This window comes from Pantoea sp. PGP6 (assembly GCF_053474785.1).
In genome coordinates, this window is the sequence record NZ_JBQBMA010000001.1 from 3499977 (window position 1) to 3520057 (window position 20081).

16 protein-coding genes are annotated in these 20081 nt (G+C 54.9%); all 16 read right to left on the bottom strand.

Annotation, left to right across the window (positions count from 1 at the left end; translation table 11 throughout):
- Positions 1 to 46 precede the first annotated feature (46 nt).
- Positions 47 to 2197 carry a lysine decarboxylase LdcC gene (locus ACLIBF_RS17155; protein ID WP_279810048.1) on the bottom strand — a complete coding sequence of 717 codons (2151 nt, stop codon included), beginning with the start codon at positions 2195 to 2197 and terminating at the stop codon, positions 47 to 49.
- A 167-nt stretch (positions 2198 to 2364) separates the two neighbouring features.
- Positions 2365 to 3321, bottom strand: coding sequence for an acetyl-CoA carboxylase carboxyl transferase subunit alpha (accA, locus tag ACLIBF_RS17160; RefSeq protein ID WP_279810049.1), 957 nt, complete (start codon positions 3319 to 3321; stop codon positions 2365 to 2367).
- 12 nt (positions 3322 to 3333) lie between these two features.
- Positions 3334 to 6816: a DNA polymerase III subunit alpha gene (gene dnaE / locus ACLIBF_RS17165; protein WP_448310173.1), complete on the bottom strand. Its 3483-nt coding sequence runs from the start codon at positions 6814 to 6816 to the stop codon at positions 3334 to 3336.
- Between the two features lie 31 nt (positions 6817 to 6847).
- Positions 6848 to 7474 (bottom strand): ribonuclease HII, encoded by a 627-nt coding sequence (rnhB, locus tag ACLIBF_RS17170; protein ID WP_159222684.1) that lies wholly within the window; start codon positions 7472 to 7474, stop codon positions 6848 to 6850.
- A complete protein-coding gene (gene lpxB / locus ACLIBF_RS17175; RefSeq protein WP_046289207.1) occupies positions 7467 to 8615 on the bottom strand; it encodes a lipid-A-disaccharide synthase in 1149 nt (382 codons plus the stop codon). Before lpxB ends, rnhB begins: the two co-directional genes overlap by 8 nt.
- A gap of 3 nt (positions 8616 to 8618) precedes the next feature.
- Positions 8619 to 9407 carry an acyl-ACP--UDP-N-acetylglucosamine O-acyltransferase gene (lpxA, locus tag ACLIBF_RS17180; protein WP_031375287.1) on the bottom strand — a complete coding sequence of 263 codons (789 nt, stop codon included), beginning with the start codon at positions 9405 to 9407 and terminating at the stop codon, positions 8619 to 8621.
- Positions 9408 to 9410: 3 nt separating this feature from the next.
- The gene (fabZ, locus tag ACLIBF_RS17185; protein WP_031375286.1) at positions 9411 to 9866 is read right to left on the bottom strand and encodes a 3-hydroxyacyl-ACP dehydratase FabZ; all 456 of its coding nucleotides are present in this window, start codon (positions 9864 to 9866) and stop codon (positions 9411 to 9413) included.
- A 152-nt stretch (positions 9867 to 10018) separates the two neighbouring features.
- A complete protein-coding gene (gene lpxD / locus ACLIBF_RS17190) occupies positions 10019 to 11044 on the bottom strand; it encodes a UDP-3-O-(3-hydroxymyristoyl)glucosamine N-acyltransferase (RefSeq protein WP_031375285.1) in 1026 nt (341 codons plus the stop codon).
- A gap of 3 nt (positions 11045 to 11047) precedes the next feature.
- Positions 11048 to 11545, bottom strand: coding sequence for a molecular chaperone Skp (skp, locus tag ACLIBF_RS17195; protein ID WP_003852644.1), 498 nt, complete (start codon positions 11543 to 11545; stop codon positions 11048 to 11050).
- A 110-nt stretch (positions 11546 to 11655) separates the two neighbouring features.
- Positions 11656 to 14067 carry an outer membrane protein assembly factor BamA gene (gene bamA / locus ACLIBF_RS17200; RefSeq protein WP_031375284.1) on the bottom strand — a complete coding sequence of 804 codons (2412 nt, stop codon included), beginning with the start codon at positions 14065 to 14067 and terminating at the stop codon, positions 11656 to 11658.
- A gap of 51 nt (positions 14068 to 14118) precedes the next feature.
- Positions 14119 to 15468, bottom strand: coding sequence for a sigma E protease regulator RseP (gene rseP / locus ACLIBF_RS17205; protein WP_279810051.1), 1350 nt, complete (start codon positions 15466 to 15468; stop codon positions 14119 to 14121).
- A 12-nt stretch (positions 15469 to 15480) separates the two neighbouring features.
- Positions 15481 to 16338 (bottom strand): phosphatidate cytidylyltransferase, encoded by an 858-nt coding sequence (gene cdsA / locus ACLIBF_RS17210; RefSeq protein WP_031375282.1) that lies wholly within the window; start codon positions 16336 to 16338, stop codon positions 15481 to 15483.
- An 18-nt stretch (positions 16339 to 16356) separates the two neighbouring features.
- The gene (gene ispU, locus ACLIBF_RS17215; protein WP_031375281.1) at positions 16357 to 17109 is read right to left on the bottom strand and encodes a (2E,6E)-farnesyl-diphosphate-specific ditrans,polycis-undecaprenyl-diphosphate synthase; all 753 of its coding nucleotides are present in this window, start codon (positions 17107 to 17109) and stop codon (positions 16357 to 16359) included.
- Between the two features lie 177 nt (positions 17110 to 17286).
- Complete coding sequence (ispC, locus tag ACLIBF_RS17220; RefSeq protein WP_031375280.1) at positions 17287 to 18483, bottom strand: 1-deoxy-D-xylulose-5-phosphate reductoisomerase; 1197 nt, start codon at positions 18481 to 18483, stop codon at positions 17287 to 17289.
- A 115-nt stretch (positions 18484 to 18598) separates the two neighbouring features.
- Positions 18599 to 19156: a ribosome recycling factor gene (frr, locus tag ACLIBF_RS17225; protein ID WP_031375279.1), complete on the bottom strand. Its 558-nt coding sequence runs from the start codon at positions 19154 to 19156 to the stop codon at positions 18599 to 18601.
- A 143-nt stretch (positions 19157 to 19299) separates the two neighbouring features.
- The gene (pyrH, locus tag ACLIBF_RS17230; RefSeq protein ID WP_031375278.1) at positions 19300 to 20025 is read right to left on the bottom strand and encodes a UMP kinase; all 726 of its coding nucleotides are present in this window, start codon (positions 20023 to 20025) and stop codon (positions 19300 to 19302) included.
- Positions 20026 to 20081: the final 56 nt, after the last annotated feature.

Genomic DNA, 20081 nt, shown 5'->3' on the forward strand with positions numbered 1-20081 from the left:
TGCCTACCTTACGCAGGCACCCGGTAGCTGACAATCTACAAAGTTCTTAACCAGCGTCGTTTTTCAACACCCGAACGCGATATTCCCCTTCTTCGGTCAGCGTGGCGCCATGAATATCGGTTTCAAAGCCCGGATAGTTACGACCAATGCTGCACAGCATCAGCAGGAAATCGAGTACCGCACGGCTCTCTTCGGTAATCATCTCTCCCGGCATCACCAGCGGCACGCCCGGCGGATAGGGTAAAATCATGTTGGCTGAGATCCGTCCGACCAGCTGACTGATATCGACAGTTTCAATATTGCCTTTCACCTGCTGCTGGAACGCCTGATGTGGCGTCATCTTCATCTCCGGCAGCACATCAAACGCCTGCAGCATCAGCCGCGGCAGATCGTGATGGCGGATCAACTGATGAATGCCCTGCGCCAGCGTCTGGATCCGCATGTTGCGGTAGAAGTCGGGATCTTCAGCATAGAGATCCGGCAACATGTTTTTCACCCGCAGATTAAGATCGTAGGCGCGTTTGAACTCGGTCAGCCCGCGCAGCACGCTCATCGCTTTGGTTTTGTCGATGCCAATACTGAACAGGAACAGCAGGTTATAGGGACCGGTTTTCTCTACCACGATGCCACGCTCATCCAGGAATCTGGCCACCAGCGCGGCCGGGATCCCCTCGTCAGCCATCTCACCCAGTTCGCTCATGCCCGGCGTCAGAATGGTGACTTTGATCGGATCGAGATACATATGATCGCGATCGGCCTGGGTAAAGCCGTGCCACGCCTCGTCGCCTGGCTGGATCGGCCAGCATTGCGCCTCATCGATCTGTTCCGGCTGCCAGATATCAAAGAACCAGCTATCAGACTCTTCGCGCAGGCGCTGGATCTCGCGACGGAAATGCAGGGCGCGTTCCACCGAACGATTGATCAGTCGCTTGCCCGGGTTACCGCGCAGCATCGCCGCCGCGGTTTCAATCGACGAGACAATGGCGTAATTCGGTGAGGTGGTGGTATGCATCATGTAGGCTTCGTTAAAGGTCTGCTCGTCATAGTCGCCTTTAATGTGAATCATCGATGCCTGTGAAAAGGCCGCCAGCAGCTTGTGGGTTGACTGGGTTTCATACACCACTTTGCCCGGAATACGTTCACCACTCATGCCGCTTTTACCGGCGTAAATCGGGTGGAAGTTGGTATAGGGCACCCAGGCGGAATCAAAGTGAATCGACGGCACATCCAGCGTCTCTTTGATGTACTGGGTGTTATACAGCAGGCCGTCATAGGTCGAGTTGGTGATCACCGCGTGGACCGGCCAGCTGGCACGTTCGGTCGCCGCCACTTTTTGCGTGATGCTGGCGCGAGTGAATTCCTGTTTTGGAATACCGCCCAGAATACCCAGCGCGTTGCGGGTTGGCTTCAGCCAGATTGGGACCAGATCGCTCATCATCAACAGATGAGTCAGCGACTTGTGGCAGTTACGGTCTATAAGCACCGTGCTGCCGGCGGGTGCCGCGTACATCCCGACAATTTTATTGGAGGTCGAGGTGCCGTTGGTCACCATGTAACTCTGCTCAGCGCCAAAGGTGCGCGCTACATACTCTTCCGCCTCAAGATGCGGGCCGGTATGATCGAGCAGCGAGCCGAGTTCCGTCACCGAAATTGAGATATCGGACTTCAGGGTGTTGGCGCCGAAGAAATCATAGAACAGGCAGCCGACCGGACTTTTCTGAAAGGCGGTGCCCGCCATGTGACCGGGCGTGCAGAAGGTGTACTTACCCTCTTTGACGTAGGTGAACAACGCTTTAGTCAGCGGTGGCGTGATGTGGTCAATATAGTCATCGGTGTACTGACGGATATGCAGCGCGATATCGTCGGCTGCGTTGAGCGCGTATTCAAAGAAGTGCAGCGGCATCCGCATCTCATTGACGCTGATATCCATCTGCGAATGGGTATTGATGAAAGCATAGAGCGGCAGGTATTCATTGAGCTGATTGATCTCGCCGCACAGTTCCGGGCTGTTGTGCGCATCCCAGTCAAAGATCACCCCGCTGATACGCGGATTGTGTTCAATCAGCTTGAGCAGATCGTCGCTGTTTCTCGGATAAAGTAGCTGAAAACCTTGCAGTTTTAATGCCGCGTCGAGTTCACGCAACGGCTCATCTTTATAAAACACGCCGTGCGCGCCCATGATCGCCAGAATATTCAATGCTCACCTCCCTTTGTCGTGGCATCGGGTAAGCATATACGCTAACCGATTGAAGGTGTAGGCGGAGAGCAGTGCAGGCGGCGGGGCATGCGGAATATCGGGCAGAGTGAGGCTGGCGGCATAAAAAAAGCGGACCGGAGTCCGCTTTGTTTTGACCATCAGCCTAATCAGGCGTAGCCGTAGCTCATCAGACGCTGATAACGACGATCCAGCAGCTCTTCAGTGCTCAGACCGTCGAGATCGGCCAGGTCGGCCAGCAGTTGCTGTTTCAGCGACTGCGCCATATCGACCGGATGACGATGCGCACCGCCTAACGGCTCAGGAATAACCGAGTCGATCAGCTTCAGCTCTTTCAGACGGGGAGCGGTAATGCCCATCGCTTCCGCAGCCAGAGGCGCTTTGTCAGCGCTCTTCCACAGAATCGAAGCACAGCCTTCCGGAGAGATCACCGAATAGGTGCTGTACTGCAGCATGTTAACTTTATCGCCCACGCCAATCGCCAGCGCACCACCGGAACCGCCTTCGCCAATCACCGTACAGATGACCGGCACTTTCAGACCCGACATCTCACGCAGGTTGCGTGCAATGGCTTCTGACTGACCACGCTCTTCGGCGCCCACGCCCGGATAGGCGCCAGGGGTGTCGATGAAGGTGATGATAGGCATTTTAAACCGCTCAGCCATTTCCATCAGGCGCAGCGCTTTACGATATCCTTCCGGCGCTGGCATACCAAAGTTACGACGAATTTTCTCTTTGGTTTCACGGCCTTTCTGGTGGCCGATGATCATCACCGGACGGCCGTCAAGACGCGCAATACCGCCGACAATGGCTTTGTCATCCGCATAAGCACGGTCACCCGCCAGCTCATCGAAATCGTCGAATGCGTTACGGACGTAATCAAAGGTATAAGGACGCAAAGGATGGCGCGCCAGTTGGGCGATTTGCCATGCGCCTAAATCGGCAAAGATTTTACGGGTCAGCTCAACGCTTTTTTCGCGCAGGCGCTGAACTTCTTCATCCAGATTAACGTGTTTATCATCCTGACGACCAATCGACGTCAGCGAATCAATCTTCGCTTCCAGTTCTGCGATCGGCTGTTCAAAATCCAGGTAATTAAGACTCATAATGTTCCTGTTTTAGTCAAACTCCAGTTCCACCTGCTCCGATCCAATCAACGAGCGCAGATCGTTAAGTAAACGATCGCTGGGCGAAATTCGCCACGCTGCACCAAAGCGCAGCTTCGCTCGCGCGTCGGCTCTCTGATAGTAGAGATGCACCGGAATAGTCCCTGAGCGATGGGGTTCCAGGGACTGACGGAGTCGGTTTAATAGCTGGTCATCAATTTGCCTGTCCGTCAGCGATATAGCAAGTCCGCGCGCGTATTTTTCGCGCGCTTCGTCGATGTCCATGACTTCCCGGGCGGTCATTTTAAGGCCGCCGCTGAAGTCATCAAAGCTGACCTGTCCGCTGACGATCAGGATACGGTCTTTCTCCAGCAACTGCTGGTATTTGTCTAACGCATCGGTAAATAACATCACCTCAAGACGGCCGGAACGGTCGTCCAGAGTACAGATACCAATTCGGTTGCCGCGTTTGGTCACCATTACGCGCGCAGCGATCACCAGACCAGCCGCGACGGTAATTTTACCGCGATCGGTAGGATGCATATCTTTCAGTCGCACCCCGCCGACGTAACGCTCAATTTCTTTCAGATACTGATTAATCGGGTGGCCGGTAAGATATAACCCCAGCGTTTCCCGCTCGCCATCCAGCTGAACCTGCTCTGGCCACGGCGTAACGCTGGCGTAGGATTTCTCTACCTGCTCCGGCTCATCGGCCAGCACGCCAAACATATCTGCCTGTCCAATCGCTTCCGCTTTGGAATGCTGATCGGCTGCTTTCAACGCATCGCTGAGGGAACTCATCAGCGCGGCGCGGTGCGGTCCGAGGCGATCGAAGGCACCGGACATGATCAATTTTTCCATCACCCGGCGGTTAATCTTTTTGGTATCGGTGCGGGCACAGAGATCAAACAGTTCGCGGAAGTAGCCGCCTTCGTTACGGGCGTCGATGATCGCTTCGATGGGCCCTTCACCGACGCCTTTGATCGCGCCGATACCGTAGACGATTTCACCTGCCTCATTGACGTGGAACTGATACAGACCGGAGTTGATGTCCGGCGGCAGGACCTTCAGCCCCATGCGCCAGCATTCATCGACCAGACCCACCACCTTCTCGGTGTTGTCCATATCAGCCGTCATGACCGCAGCCATAAACTCGGCCGGATAGTGGGCTTTCAGCCACAGCGTCTGATAAGAGACCAGCGCATACGCGGCGGAGTGTGACTTGTTAAAGCCGTAGCCAGCAAATTTTTCTACCAGATCGAAGATCTTCATCGACAGTTCGCCGTCGATGCCCATTCTTTCCGCACCGTCACGGAATACCGACCGCTGCTTGGCCATCTCTTCCGGTTTCTTTTTACCCATTGCACGGCGCAGCATGTCCGCTCCGCCAAGGGTATAACCGGAGAGGACCTGGGCGATCTGCATCACCTGTTCCTGATAGAGAATGATGCCGTAGGTCGGTTCAAGCACCGGCTTCAGGCTCTCATGCTGCCACTGAATATCAGGATAAGAGATCGCTTCACGGCCATGTTTACGGTCGATGAAGTTATCCACCATGCCGGATTGCAACGGACCCGGACGGAACAGCGCCACCAGCGCGATCATATCTTCAAAGCAGTCAGGCTTCAGACGCTTAATCAGATCTTTCATGCCGCGCGATTCAAGCTGGAACACCGCAGTGGTTTCCGAGCGCTGCAGCATGTCGAAGCTTTTTTTATCGTCCAGCGGGATGGCGGCGATATCGATCGGCTCCAGTCCCTGCTTTTCCCGGCGCGGGTTGATCATCTTCAGCGCCCAGTCGATGATGGTCAGAGTACGCAGGCCGAGGAAGTCAAACTTCACCAGCCCGGCATATTCCACATCATTCTTGTCGAACTGAGTCACCGGGAACTGGCCGTTTTCGTCGCAGTAAAGCGGGGCAAAATCGGTAATTTTGGTCGGCGCGATCACCACGCCACCAGCATGTTTACCGGCATTACGCGTGACGCCTTCCAGCTTACGCGCCATATCGATCAGCGCCTTAACCTCTTCGTCCGCGTCATACATGGCCGGCAGCTGCGGCTCAGCGATAAAGGCTTTTTCCAGCGTCATGCCGGGATCGGGCGGGATCAGTTTTGAAATACGGTCGACGAAACCGTAAGGGTGCCCCAGTACGCGGCCAACATCGCGGATTACCGCTTTCGCCGCCATGGTACCAAAGGTAATGATCTGCGAAACCGCCTCACGCCCGTACATATCCGCGACATGTTCAATCACCTGATCGCGCTTTTCCATACAGAAATCGACGTCGAAGTCGGGCATCGAAACACGTTCCGGGTTAAGGAAACGTTCGAACAGCAGGTCAAATTCCAGCGGGTCGATATCGGTAATTTTCAGCGCATAGGCCACCAGCGAGCCTGCACCGGAACCACGACCCGGTCCGACCGGCACGCCGTTATCCTTCGACCACTGGATAAACTCCATCACGATCAGGAAGTAGCCGGGGAAACCCATCTGGTTGATAACGTTGAGCTCAATCTCAAGACGTTCATCATATTCCGGGCGTTTCTCTGCACGTTCCGCTTCATCAGGGAACAGGAACGCCAGACGCTCTTCCAGCCCTTCACGCGATTTCACCACCAGATAATCTTCGGTGGTCATGTCACCAGTCGGGAATTGCGGCAGGAAGTACTCACCCAGCCGGACCGTGACGTTACAACGCTTAGCAATCTCTACGCTGTTTTCCAGCGCTTCCGGGATGTCCGAAAACAGCTCACACATCTCCGCTTCGCTGCGCATATATTGCTGAGGACTGTAGTTGCGCGGACGTTTTGGATCGTCCAGCGTGTAGCCATCGTGAATCGCAACGCGAATTTCGTGAGCGTCGAAATCCTCTTCATTGATGAAGCAGACTTCGTTGGTGGCGACGACCGGCACACCTTCAGCGATCGCCAGTTCAACCGCCGCGTGCAGGTAGCTCTCTTCATCCTGACGACCGGTGCGCACCAGTTCCAGGTAATACCGATCGGCAAAATGCTGCTGATAAAACGCCAGACACTGCGAAACCAATGCCGTATTGCCACGCAACAGGCTGCGACCGACATCGCCCCGACGTCCACCCGACAACAGGATTAATCCCTCATTTAGCTCCAGCAGCCAGTCACGATCGATGATCGGTCCGGCCACACCGTAGCCTCGCTGATAGGCGCGTGAAATCAATAGCGTCAGGTTCTGATAACCGGTGTTGTTGGCGGCCAGCACTGTCAGCTGGGTCAACTCATCCCCCATCAGCTCACTGGCGACGTTGAAGTCGGCACCAATGATCGGCTTGATCCCTGCGCTGTGCGCACCACCGTAAAACTTCACTAAACCACACAGGTTAGTGAAATCGGTAATCGCAATCGCGGGCATGCCAAGTGCAGCCGCCTTCTTGATCAGCGGCCCGGTTTTCGCCAGGCCATCAACCATCGAATAGTCGCTATGGACACGCAGATGTATAAAACGGGGTTCAGCCATATCAGTTTCCGGTTAAAACAGTGTCAGGCTATTAAAGCGTATGGGGCTGGCGGGCAGCCAGTACGTCAGCATCGATCAGCGCGTTGCGTACCGGAGCAAAACTGCGACGGTGGTGCGGCGTGGCACCATGCTGCGTCAATTTTTCCATGTGCAGCGCGGTAGGATAGCCTTTGTGTTGCGCAAAGCCATACTGCGGGAACAGCTGATCGAGTTCCGCCATTTCGCGATCACGCGTCACTTTGGCAATGATGGAGGCAGCGCTTATTTCCGCCACCAGACTATCCCCTTTGACCACCGCCTGCGACGGCATCGGCAGCGCCGGACAGCGGTTGCCATCAATCAGCACGTAGTCGGGCAGGATCGGCAAACCGGCGACCGCGCGCTGCATCGCCAGCATTGTGGCGTGCAGAATATTAAGCTGGTCAATCTCTTCCGGCTCTGCGCGGCCCAGGCTCCAGGCCAGCGCCTTCTCTTTGATTTCGTCATACAGCGCCAGACGGCGTTTTTCTGACAATTTTTTCGAATCCGCCAGGCCGATAATCGGTTTTGCCGGATCGAGGATCACCGCGGCAGTGACGACCGCGCCGACCAGTGGCCCGCGCCCTACTTCGTCTACGCCGGCAATCAGCCCGACGGCAGGATAGATAAAATCAGGCATTCACCAGCTCCAGTACCGCATCCGCCGCTTGTTCGTCGGCGTTCCAGCGGATCTGTTGATGTAATTCATGAAACGTCTGTAGCAGAGTGTCGCGCTCAGGTCCGGCGTGCAGCAGCGGATCTAACGCCGCCGCCAGCGCGTCCGGCTGGCATTCATCCTGCAGCAACTCGGTAACCAGTTCGCGCCCGGCCAGCAGGTTCGGCAGCGAAACGTACGGCGTTTTCACCAGCCGCTTCGCCAGCCAGAAGGTGGCGGGCTTCATCCGGTAACCCACTACCATTGGGCATTTTGCCAGCATGCATTCGAGTGCGGCAGTGCCTGACGCCAGTAATGCGGCGTCGCTCGCAATCATCGCCTCACGCCCATGCCCATCTAACAGATGCATCGGCAGTTCCGGCGCCACCTCGGCTTTAATTTTCTCAAACTGCTCACGGCGACGGGCGTTAACCAGTGGCACCACGATCTCCAGCGCCGGATAGTGGCGGCGCAACAATTGAGCGGTTTTCAGGAAATCAGCGCTGAGCATTTCCACTTCCGCACCACGGCTGCCGGGCAACAGCGCCAGACAGAGCGCATCATCGGCAATCGCCAGGTGGCGGCGCGCAGCCAGCTTATCGGGATGCAGCGGCATCGCATCTGCCATGGTATGGCCGATAAAACGACAGGGAACGTTATAACGATCGTAAAAGGCTTTTTCAAACGGCAGAAACGCCAGCACCAGATCGGTGTTGCGGCCAATCTTAAACACGCGTTTTTGTCGCCATGCCCAGACTGACGGGCTGACGTAATGAATAGTGCGAACCCCCGCACGCTTGAGGTTGCCTTCCAGCGTGATATTAAAATCGGGCGCATCGATACCGACAAACACATCGGGGCGCAGTTCGCTGAAGCGCTGAGTGAGATCGCGGCGAATCGTCAGCAGACGTCGCAGTCGGCCGAGCACTTCGACGATGCCCATCACCGCCAGTTCTTCCATCTCGTACCAGGCTTCACACCCTTCCGCCTGCATCAGCGGACCGGCTACGCCAACAAAGCGTGCCTCAGGATGGCGCGCTTTTAACGCACGGATCAGGCCTGCACCAAGAATATCGCCGGAGGTTTCTCCGGCGACCAGGGCAATCGTTAAAGGACGCGCTGACATGGATTAACGAATTAATCCACGGGTTGAGCGGGCAAAGAAATCGTAGAAAGGCTGCACTTCGCTGTGCTGCTTCGCGATCGCTTCAATTTCAGGCTTCACTTCATCCAGCGTTCTGCCGCTGCGATAAAGCAATTTGTAGGCATTGCGGATCGCGTGCAGTGACTCTTTACTGAAGCCACGACGTTTCAGACCTTCAATATTGATCCCGAACGGCGTGGCGTGGTTGCCCTGGGCAATCACATAAGGTGGTACATCCTGCGCTACGCCAGAACAGCCGCCAACCATCACATGCGCGCCAATCGTGCACCATTGATGCACCGCCGTCATGCCGCCAATAATGGCGAAATCATCGACCGTGACGTGACCACCGAGGGTGGCGTTGTTGGCGAAGATACAGCGGTTGCCGATCACGCAGTCATGCGCAATGTGCGCATTCACCATCAGCAGATTATCGCTGCCAACCTGGGTGACATGGCCGCCCTGGATGGTGCCGCGATGAATCGTCACGCTTTCACGAATGCGGTTGCGATCGCCGATTTCAACACGCGTCGGTTCACCGGCATATTTCAAATCCTGATTCACTTCACCAATTGAGGCGAACTGATAGATCTGGTTATCTTTGCCGATACGCGTATGGCCATTAATCACGACGTGTGATTTCAGGACCGTTCCTTCACCGATTTCAACGTTGGCCCCAACAAAGCAAAACGGACCAATGTGAACATTAGCGCCAATGATGGCACCTTCTTCGATGACAGAACTGGCATGGATAGTGGCGGTTGGATCAATCACGAATTATGCCTCCCGGCTACGGGCACACATCATGGTCGCTTCACAAACGATTTTGCCATCGACGGTCGCCACGCCTTTAAAGCGGGTCAGACCACGGCGGGTTTTCTCGAAAGTGACTTCCATGATCATTTGATCGCCCGGCACAACCGGACGCTTGAAGCGAGCATCGTCGATGCCGGCAAAGTAGTAGAGTTCGCCCGGCTCCAGTTTACCCACGCTTTTAAACGCCAGAATACCGGTGGCCTGCGCCATCGCTTCCAGGATCAGAACGCCAGGAAAAATCGGTTTACCAGGGAAGTGCCCCTGGAAAAACGGTTCATTAACAGAAACGTTCTTCACTGCGCGCAGGTATTTGTGCTCTTCAAATTCCAGCACGCGGTCTACCAGCAGAAACGGATAGCGGTGCGGCAGCAGCTCTAAAATCTCTTCAATTTTCAGAGTATGAGTTTCAGTAGTCAAAATACTCTTCCTGTCCTAAAAATCTGATGACATCAATAACACGGCCTGCACAGATCAACATGATCTTCCGCAGGCCGCAAATAGGTTCTGTGGCGCCTGGCTTCCCTGCTTAACACTTTTATTATGAAAGCCGGTCAGTTTTGGGATGGCGGTCAGTCGTCTTTACCGACCTTGCGCTCGATGGCTTTTAAGCGTTTGCTCATGTCATCGATGTTCATCACCAGCGCTGCAGTTTTGCGCCAGGTTTTGTTGGGTTGTAGCGGAATGCCTGACGAGTATACACCAGGCTCTGTGATCGGACGCATGACCATACCCATACCGGTCACGGTGACTTTGTCACAGATTTCCATATGTCCGTTAATGACGCTGGCACCGCCAATCATACAATAACGACCAATTTTTAAACTACCCGCCATGATCACACCGCCTGCAACCGCAGTATTGTCACCAATAACCACGTTGTGGGCGATCTGACACTGGTTGTCTATGATAACACCATTGCCGATCAGAGTGTTATCCAGCGCACCGCGATCAATGGTGGTACAGGCACCTATTTCCACGCGATCGCCGATAATCACTGCGCCTAACTGAGGGATTTTCACCCAGTTGCCGCGATCGTTGGCATAACCAAAGCCATCAGAACCAATAACGGTGCCGGACTGAATCAGACAATCCTGACCGATCTGAATCTCGTGATAAACAGAGACATTGGCCCACAGACGCGTGCCGCTGCCAATGCGGGTCTTTTTGCCGACAAAACATCCGGCGCCAATCACCACGTTATCGCCCAGTTCGACCTCTGCCTCAATCACCGCATTCGCACCGATGGCGACGTTTGCACCAAGTCGGGCGCTGGGATCAATCACGGCGCTGGGCGCAATATTTTGTGCCGGTTGGGGGGTGGTATCGAGTATTTGCGCCATACGCGCATACGTCAGGTAAGGGTTTTTCACCACCAACGCTGCGGTGTGGCACCACTCCAGATCCGCTTCCGTCAGCACCACGGCTGAGGCCTTAATCAGGGCGAGTTGCTCGCGGTAACGGCTGTTTGCAAGAAAAGTGATTTGGCCAGTTGTGGCGGATTGCATAGAAGCAATGCCGGAGATGACGATATCGCCATCTCCGTGCAATTCTGCATCCAACTGCTGGGCTAAATCAGCCAGTCGAATAGATGACATCAATTATTTAACCTGTTTCAGCACGTCAGCAGTGATGTCTTTTGCGTTTGACGCATAAGCCACCGCGTTCGCGTCGATCACGACGTCGTAACCATCGCTGTCAGCGACTTTCTTGACGGCATCCTGAATACGGCTCAGCAGCTTGTTACGCTCTTCCATCTGACGACGACGGTTATCCTGCTCAAAAGCCTGCGCTTTAGAGGAGAAAGCTTCGCGCTGTGACATGACGTCTTTTTCCATGCGGCTGCGTTCGCTGGCCTTCATGGTTGAACCGTCACGCTGCAGACGCTGCATTTTGGTTTGCAGATCGCGTTCCTGGCTCTGCAGTTCAGTCGCACGGCCTTTGAACTCATTTTCCAGCTGTTTAGCAACAGTCGCACGTTGCGGTAACTGTTGGAAAATGCTGGACACGTTTACCACTGCAATTTTGTCAGCAGCCTGAACACCAGCGGAAACCGCTAAAGCAAGACCCAGACCTGCGGCACACAACAACTTTTTCACTATAAACTCCTTACCATCAACGTTTGTGTCAGCGACACAGTGTTTGCCCCGGAACAGCCACATGAGCTGCCCGGTGGCAATACTTCAGCTATGCATCCATGCGCAGAACATTACCAGGTTTTACCGATGTTAAACTGGAACTGCTCTGACTTGTCTCCCTCGATTTTCTTGATCGGCTGGGCGTAAGAGAACACCAGTGGGCCGAGCGGCGACATCCACTGCAGCGCAACACCGCTTGATACACGGATGTTGTTTGGATCGCTGTAGTCAGGAATGCCGGCAGCACGCGTCTCCGCGGTATTTTCCCACTTGGTATCCCACACTGTACCGGCATCGACAAACACCGAGGTACGGACCGAGTTAGCATACTTCTCGCTCAGGAACGGCGTTGGCGTGATCAGCTCCAGGCTGGCGATCGCCATGGCGTTACCGCCCACCGCATCATCCGACTTACAGACACCGTTTGGATCGGCGATCCGGCAGTTGGACGAGTTGTTATTGTAGTACGCAGCCTTCGGACCAATGGTATTGGACTGGAAGCCACGCACGGTGCTGGAACCACCGGCATAGAAGTTCTCATAGAACGGCATCTCTTTGCCGTCGAGACCATCGCCATAACCGACACGGCCACGGCCTAACAGCACCCAGGTACGATCCTGGTTAATCGGCACATATTGCTGTGTATCCAGCGTGGCCTTATAGAAGCTGTTATCCGAGCCCGGAATCGTCACCTTACCGTTCAGGTTGGTGCGGTTACCGGAGGTCGGGAAGAAGCCACGGTCGAGGGTGTTGTAAGTCCAGCCGTAGTTAAAGGTGAAGTCATCTGCTGAGAAATCGCCTTCGTCATTGAGCTGTTGCGGCTTGCCGACCGAATTAAGATAACGCCACATCGCAACCTGCGGCTGCATGTTTGACAGGTCATTGTGGACATAGCCCAGACCGACACGCAGAGTGTTGTTTTCGTTAATCGGGAAGCCAAGCGTACCGTCCAGACCATAACTTTTGTTGGTATAGTCAGAAAGGTCAGCGTTATCCGCTTTAAAGTCGTTATAGAACAGGCGACCACCCAGACTCACACCGTCAACGGTGAAGTACGGGTCAGTCAGCGAGAACTCGGCATAGGTCTGGTAATCGTTTTTGGTACCGCTGATGCCAACGGTATTACCGGTGCCCAGCCAGTTATCCTGCGTGACGCCGACCTGGAAGCTGACGCCACTTTCGGTGCCGTAGCCGACGCCGAAGTTAAAGGTCCCGGTGTTACGCTCTTTAACTTTGTAGACCACGTCCACCTGGTCAGGTGAGCCTGGTACACGCTGCGTATCGACATCAACCGTTTCGAAGTAGCCGGTACGGTTCAGACGTTCTTTGCCCTGCTCAACCAGATCGCTGCCCAGCCATGCCCCTTCCATCTGGCGCATTTCGCGACGCAACACCGAATCTTTTGAGGTGTCGTTGCCTTCGAAACGGACATTACGGACGTAGTAGCGGTTGCCGGCATCGACGTTGATATGCAGTTTTACTGTCTTATCCGCATCGTTGATTTCCGGCTGGGTGACCACGCGCGGATAGGCGTAACCATAGCGCCCCAGCAGCTTCTTGATCTCATCTTCCATCTTCGTGACTTTCGCGCCGTTATACAGCTCGCCCGCCGGAATCTTGGTCAGATGTTCAATTTCTGCTGAATGGCCTGCCATGCTGCCGTTGACGATCACGCCAGCGATTTTGTACTGATCGCCTTCGGTGATGTTAACGGTGATGTAGATGCCCTTCTTATCCGGCGTCAGGCTGACCTGCGTGGAATCGATGTTGAAGCGGGCATAACCGCGATCGAGATAGAAGCTGCGCAGGGTTTCAAGGTCGCCCGCCAGTTTCTGTTTCTGGTATTTACGATCGCCAACCACGTTCCACCACGGCACTTCATCGCGCAGCTGGAAACGGGAAATCAGTTCATCAGAACTGAAGGCTTTGTTGCCGACGATGTTGATCTGCTGAATTTTGGCAGAGACACCTTCGGTGAACACCAGCTTCAGATCGACACGGTTACGCGGCAGCGGCGTAACGACCGCTTTCACGCTGGCAGTATATTTACCGACGCTGTAGTAGAAGTCCTCCAGTCCCTTCTCAATCGAAGAGATCATGGTACGGTCCAGCGCTTCGCCGACCCGTACGCCTGAGGCTTCCAGATTTTGTTTGAGCTGATCCTCTTTCACCGCTTTGTTACCGGTGAAGGTAATGCTGGCAATGGTAGGACGTTCTTTGACCTGGACAATCAGCGTTGTACCGTCTCGCAGGACCTGAACATCCTCAAAGTTGCCAGTAGCGAACAGCGAGCGAATGGTATTTCTGACATCATCGTCATTCACCGTATCGCCAACCCGTACTGGCATGCTCAGCAGAGCCGCGCCGACGGCGACTCGCTGCAGCCCTTCGAAATGAATATCCTTCACCACGAAATCGTCTGCACCGTAAACGGTGGCGCTGCTAAACAGCAGCGACGCTATGAGCAACTTTTTCATCGCCATCGTTATTATGCGTTTTCCTAACACATCCCTCGAATGTTCGCGTTCCCGCGATTACAGACGTGAGAAATCATTGAAAAGTGCAAGCCCCATTAACAGCACCAGTAAAATCGAACCGATGCGATAACTAAAGTCCTGAACTCGCTCGGACACCGGTCCACCCTTGATCTTTTCGATCGCCAGGAAGAGCAAGTGCCCACCATCTAAAACCGGCAGAGGGAACAGATTGATGATGCCCAGGTTGACGCTAATCAACGCCAGAAACATCAGGTAGTAAATCAATCCATACTCTGCTGACAATCCTGCACCCTGCGCAATCGAAATTGGCCCGCTCAGGTTGTTCAGCTTTACGTCACCGGTTATTAACTTGCCCAGCATAGAGACGGTGAGCTTCATCAGTTGCCAGGTTTTTACACTGGCCTCGCCGATAGCCGCAAACGCGCCATACTGTCTTACCGTTTTATACTCTTCTGGCAGAGGAACAATTCGTGGGATAACCCCCGCAAATCCTTCCGCTTTATTGCCAGGTTTCGCTTCCGGCGTCATCGTCAGCGCGATTGAGTCACCGCCACGATCCACCTCAAGCGCCATGCTTTTGCCCGGGTTATCCCGGACCTGGGCGACAAAAGCCTGCCACTGCGATAATGACTGACCATCGACTTTAACGATCCTGTCGCCTGCTTGCAAACCGGCTTCACTGGCTGGCGAATTCGCCTGAACTTCGGCCAGCGTGGTTTCTATCTGCGGACCGCGCGGACGAATTCCCAATGCCACCACCGGATCCTGCTTATCAGGTTCAAACTGCCAGTGACGCAAATCCAGCTGCTTCTGTTGCGTGGCATCTTCGCCGAAACGCGCCACGGTTAAGGTGGCATTGCTGTCGCCGATTTTGCCGACCAGCGCCATACGCACAGCATCCCAGTCAGGCGTTTCGATACCATCGACAGCCTTAAGTTCCATGCCGGGTGTAATTTGCGCTTCCGCAGCCACCGAACCGTTTAAAATTTCGCCAATCACCGGACGTACGCCAGGTACGCCGTGAATAAACACAACCCAGTAAGCAAAGATGGCGAAGAGGAAGTTGGCGACAGGACCGGCCGCAATAATCGCGGCGCGCTGCCAGATAGCTTTGTTGTTGAACGCCTGATGACGCAACTCGGCTGGCACGCTCTCGACACGTTCGTCGAGCATTTTGACGTAGCCGCCGAGCGGGATCAGCGCGATAACAAATTCGGTACCGTGACGGTCGCGGCGTTGCCAGAGTGACTTACCGAAACCGATGGAGAAGCGCTCGACTTTGACGCCGCAGCGACGAGCGACCCAGAAGTGGCCGAACTCATGTACGGTAATCAACACGCCCAGCGCGACGATAAAGGCGACAAAACTCCAGAGAATACTCAACATCGTTGCCTGTCCTTAAAGGGTGCGGAACACCAGCAGCAATAAACAGGCAAACACCGGCACCGCCGCAGTCAGACTATCGATGCGATCCAGAATGCCGCCGTGACCGGGAATCAGATGACCGCTGTCTTTAATGCCCGCTTCACGTTTGAACATGCTCTCGGTCAGGTCGCCCAGCACCGAGGCCAGAGTGGCGATAATGGCGCAGATTACCAGCGTGCCTGCTGACACCGTCAGCGGGGCCAGCGAGGCGAACAGCAGCGCAATCAGCGCCGACGAGACCAGACCGCCGAGGAAACCTTCCCAGGTTTTGCCCGGTGAAACGCGCGGTGCCAGCTTGTGCTTGCCAAACATTTTGCCAAACATATACGCACCGGAATCCGCACCCCACACCAGCAACATCACGAACAGTAACCACCAGGCACCGGCGAAATGATCGGTGTCGTAATGATACTGACGCAGCGCCATCATGCCCCAGAAGAAGGGCACCAGCGTTAACACGCCAAACAGTAATCGTAGCGGACGCGAATGGCGCCAGAACGAGGCTGACGCCGGATAAGAGAGCACCAACAGCAGCGCAACGACCCACCACACCAGCGACGCCCAAAGCGATGTCGCGACCTGCGGCAGATGCACATCATGTTGATAGGGTGGCAGAGTGAACAACATCAGCGCCAGCAGCAGCCCACAGAGCACAGCCAGCCAGATGCGTTGTTGACGGGACGCCATGCCGGCCAGTTGCCCCCATTCCCAGGCAGCCAGCATGCAGATGACGATAGTTGTAATTGCAAAACCAACCGGCGGTAACCAGAACAGAGCAGCAATTACCAGCGGAATTAATATCAACGCGGTAATCAGACGAGACTTCAGCAAAGGTTACCCCCAGATTGCTCAGGCGCCGCCTGGTGCAGCGCCGCCAAAACGACGCTCCCGCAGAGAGAATGCATTCAGTGCACCTTCAAAAACGTGTTCATCGAAATCCGGCCAGAGCACATCGGTAAAATAGAATTCAGCATAGGCAATTTGCCACAGCAGGAAGTTGCTAATCCGATGCTCTCCCCCGGTCCTTATCACTAAATCCACTGGCGCCAGCTCCTGCATGCAGAGCTGCGACGTCAGGCTCTCTTCGGTAATCTGGTCAGGACGCAGTAAACCTTCCTGCACCTGTTCTGCCAGTTTTTTCACGCCTTCGATAATATCCCAACGGCCGCCATAATTAGCAGCGATGTTGAGCGTCAGGCCATCATTATTTTCAGTCAACGCCTCAGAACGGCGAATCCGCTCCTGAATACGCGGACTGAAGCGGCTGGTATCGCCAATGATGCGTAAACGGACATTGTGCTTGTGCAGGCTCTTCACTTCACTGTCGAGTGCCCAGACAAACAGCTCCATTAATGCGGTCACTTCCTGTGCCGGACGGCTCCAGTTTTCGCTACTGAAGGCGTACAGCGTCAGGGCCTCAAGTTTGTTACTGACGGCAAAGCTGACAGCGCGGCGTACCGATTTCACGCCCGCTTTATGGCCGGAAATACGCAGTTTTCCCTGATTTTTGGCCCAGCGACCATTGCCGTCCATGATGATAGCGACGTGGCGCGGACCGGTTCCCTGCTGGTCATCAGTGTTGTTGTGATTGTTAGACGACATAACGCGTACTCTATTCCTTTCATCAGAAATGCTGTGGTTTCTGAATACATTGCGCCCGATCTAAATCCCGACACGTTGTGCCAGGCTACACCGAATCCGGTGACAGACCGTGAAACGCGAGCCAGCGACTATACCATTTTCACCTGAAGCGAACAAATGGCCTCATAATGATCGGCTTCACGACGTGAAGCGCGACAACATTTCTGTCGCCAGCGTGCGTGCAGTGCGATCGATTTCGAGGACAGCGTCCACCGAATCCGGTTCCGGACACGCCTGCGCCGCCAGCACAGCGCTGTTCAGCGCGGCGATGTCGGTAAAGCGAATCTGGTGATTCAGGAAAGCCGCAACGGCAACCTCGTTGGCAGCATTGAGCGTGGTGGTCGCCGCCTGCCCTGCTTCGCAAGCATCAATCGCCAGCTTCAGACAGGGATAGCGACCAAAATCGGGTTCTGCAAACGTCAGCGCCGACATGCGGGTGAAATCCAGCGGCGTTACGCCAGCGTGAATACGCGCCGGCCAGGCCATGCTGTGGGCAATCGGCGTACGCATATCAGGAGAACCCAATTGAGCCAGCACGCTGCCATCGCAGTATCGCACCATGGAGTGAATCACCGATTGTGGGTGCAGTATCACTTCCATCTGCGCTGCGCTGGCATTAAACAGCCAACGGGCTTCAATGTACTCAAGACCTTTATTCATCATGGTGGCCGAATCAACGGAGATTTTTCGTCCCATTGACCAGTTCGGATGTGCACAGGCCTGATCCGGCGACATGGCGCTGAGATCCGCTAAATCTGTGTCACGAAAAGGACCACCTGATCCCGTAAGGATAATCGACTCGATGCCATTATCCCGCAGGTCAGCGTAACCTAACTGATGCTGGATGGTAGCCGGTAAACTCTGAAAAATGGCGTTATGCTCACTGTCGACCGGCAGTAAACGGGCATTATGATGACGCACCGCCTCCATAAACAAACGGCCGCAGGTGACAAGCGATTCTTTATTCGCCAGCAGCACGATTTTGCCAGCGCGGATCGCCGCCAGCGTCGGCAGCAAACCTGACGCGCCGACTATCGCCGCCATCACCTGATCAACCTCATCCAGCGCCGCCAGCTCGCAGGCTGCCTGAACGCCGGAGAGCACTTCAGTGTTTACCTTGAGTGCTCTCAGTCGCTCACGCAGGGCGGCGGCGGACGCATCATCGGCCATTGCGGCATAGCGCGGCTGGAAAGTGGCACACTGTTCGGCCATCAGCGCCACGTTGTGGCCGGCAACCAGCGCGGTGACCTGATAAAGCTCGGGGTTGGCGCGAACCACCGCCAGGGTACTGGTGCCGATTGACCCGGTTGAGCCCAGCAGAGTTAATCGCTTCATGATGCTATCCATGTGAAGTCAACAGACGTGCCCGCAGACACAATGTAAAACGCCGCCAGATGTCGCATTCATACGAATACCTCTCTGTACGGCGTTTTTTCCGGCAGTGATGGGATTAGAAATCCATCAGCTCCGTCTCTTTTTCTGACAGTGCAGCATCAACTTTCTTGATGTGTGCATCGGTCATTTTCTGAATTTCATCCTGCGCACGACGCTCGTCGTCTTCGCTGATCTCTTTATCTTTCAGCAGCGCTTTGATTTTATCGTTGGCATCGCGACGGACGTTACGTACCGACACGCGGCCCTGCTCGGCTTCGCCGCGCACGATTTTGATCAGATCTTTACGACGCTCTTCCGTCAGCGCAGGCAGCGGAACACGAATATCCGTACCGGCTGAACTTGGGTTCAGACCCAGATCGGACGTCATGATCGCCTTTTCGACTGCCGGACCGAGTGAGCGATCAAACACGTTGATTTTCAGCGTGCGTGAATCTTCCACGGTAACGGAAGCAAGCTGACGCAGTGGCGTTGGCGTGCCGTAATATTCGACGACGATGCCGTCGAGCAGCGAAGGTGAAGCACGACCGGTGCGCACTTTGCTGATGGTGGTTTTGAATGCTTCGACGCATTTATCCATGCGCGTATCAGCATCTTTTTTGATGTCGTTAATCACGTTGAAACCCTTGGATTCGGTTTGACCTGGCCAGTTCCGGCATAACCGGAAGCGGGATCGATAATCATCGATAATCCTGACTGGTGCGCGATGCGTTATCATCGCGCTGACAGAATATACCTTATTTTATCTCGCCTCGGGTATTAATGCGTAATCAGGGTGCCTTCTTTTTCACCCATGACTACACGACGCAGTGCGCCAGGCTTATTCATGTTGAACACGCGGATCGGCAGTTTGTGGTCACGCGCCAGGGTAAAGGCCGCGAGATCCATCACTTTCAGCTCCTGATCCAGCACTTCGGCGTAGGTCAGTTGTTCATACAGCGTCGCGTCCGGGGTTTTCACCGGATCGGCAGAATAGACGCCATCAACCTTGGTCGCTTTCAGTACCACGTCGGCTTCAATCTCAATGCCGCGCAGACAGGCAGCAGAGTCAGTGGTGAAGAACGGGTTACCGGTACCGGCGGAGAAAATCACCACGCGGTTATTGCGCAGCAGGCTAATCGCTTCCGCCCAGCTGTAGTTGTCACAGACGCCATTCAGTGGAATCGCCGACATCAGGCGCGCGTTCACATAGGCGCGGTGCAGTGCGTCACGCATTGCCAGACCGTTCATCACGGTTGCCAGCATCCCCATGTGGTCGCCCACTACGCGGTTCATTCCCGCCTGCGCCAGGCCTGCGCCACGGAACAGGTTCCCCCCGCCAATCACAACGCCAACCTGGATGCCCAATTCAACCAGTTCTTTTACCTCTTGTGCCATACGGTCAAGCACACTCGCGTCGATACCAAAACCTTCAGCGCCTTGCAGTGCTTCGCCGCTCAGTTTTAGCAGGATACGTTGATAAACAGGTTTTGCGTTGGTCGCCATGGTCAGTTCTTCCTGGAAGATAGGGTGATAAGGAGAAGTAAAATCTGATCGATCAT

What these genes read in the sequence shown, in the direction of transcription:
- bamA (WP_031375284.1), bottom strand. Translation starts at nt 14,067, where the DNA reads ATGGCGATGAAAAAGTTGCTCATAGCGTCGCTGCTGTTTAGCAGCGCC.
- rseP (WP_279810051.1), bottom strand. Translation starts at nt 15,468, where the DNA reads ATGTTGAGTATTCTCTGGAGTTTTGTCGCCTTTATCGTCGCGCTGGGC.
- rnhB (WP_159222684.1), bottom strand. Translation starts at nt 7,474, where the DNA reads ATGCCTGATTTTATCTATCCTGCCGTCGGGCTGATTGCCGGCGTAGAC.
- dnaE (WP_448310173.1), bottom strand. Translation starts at nt 6,816, where the DNA reads ATGGCTGAACCCCGTTTTATACATCTGCGTGTCCATAGCGACTATTCG.
- lpxB (WP_046289207.1), bottom strand. Translation starts at nt 8,615, where the DNA reads ATGTCAGCGCGTCCTTTAACGATTGCCCTGGTCGCCGGAGAAACCTCC.
- ispU (WP_031375281.1), bottom strand. Translation starts at nt 17,109, where the DNA reads ATGTCGTCTAACAATCACAACAACACTGATGACCAGCAGGGAACCGGT.
- ispC (WP_031375280.1), bottom strand. Translation starts at nt 18,483, where the DNA reads ATGAAGCGATTAACTCTGCTGGGCTCAACCGGGTCAATCGGCACCAGT.
- accA (WP_279810049.1), bottom strand. Translation starts at nt 3,321, where the DNA reads ATGAGTCTTAATTACCTGGATTTTGAACAGCCGATCGCAGAACTGGAA.
- lpxD (WP_031375285.1), bottom strand. Translation starts at nt 11,044, where the DNA reads ATGTCATCTATTCGACTGGCTGATTTAGCCCAGCAGTTGGATGCAGAA.
- pyrH (WP_031375278.1), bottom strand. Translation starts at nt 20,025, where the DNA reads ATGGCGACCAACGCAAAACCTGTTTATCAACGTATCCTGCTAAAACTG.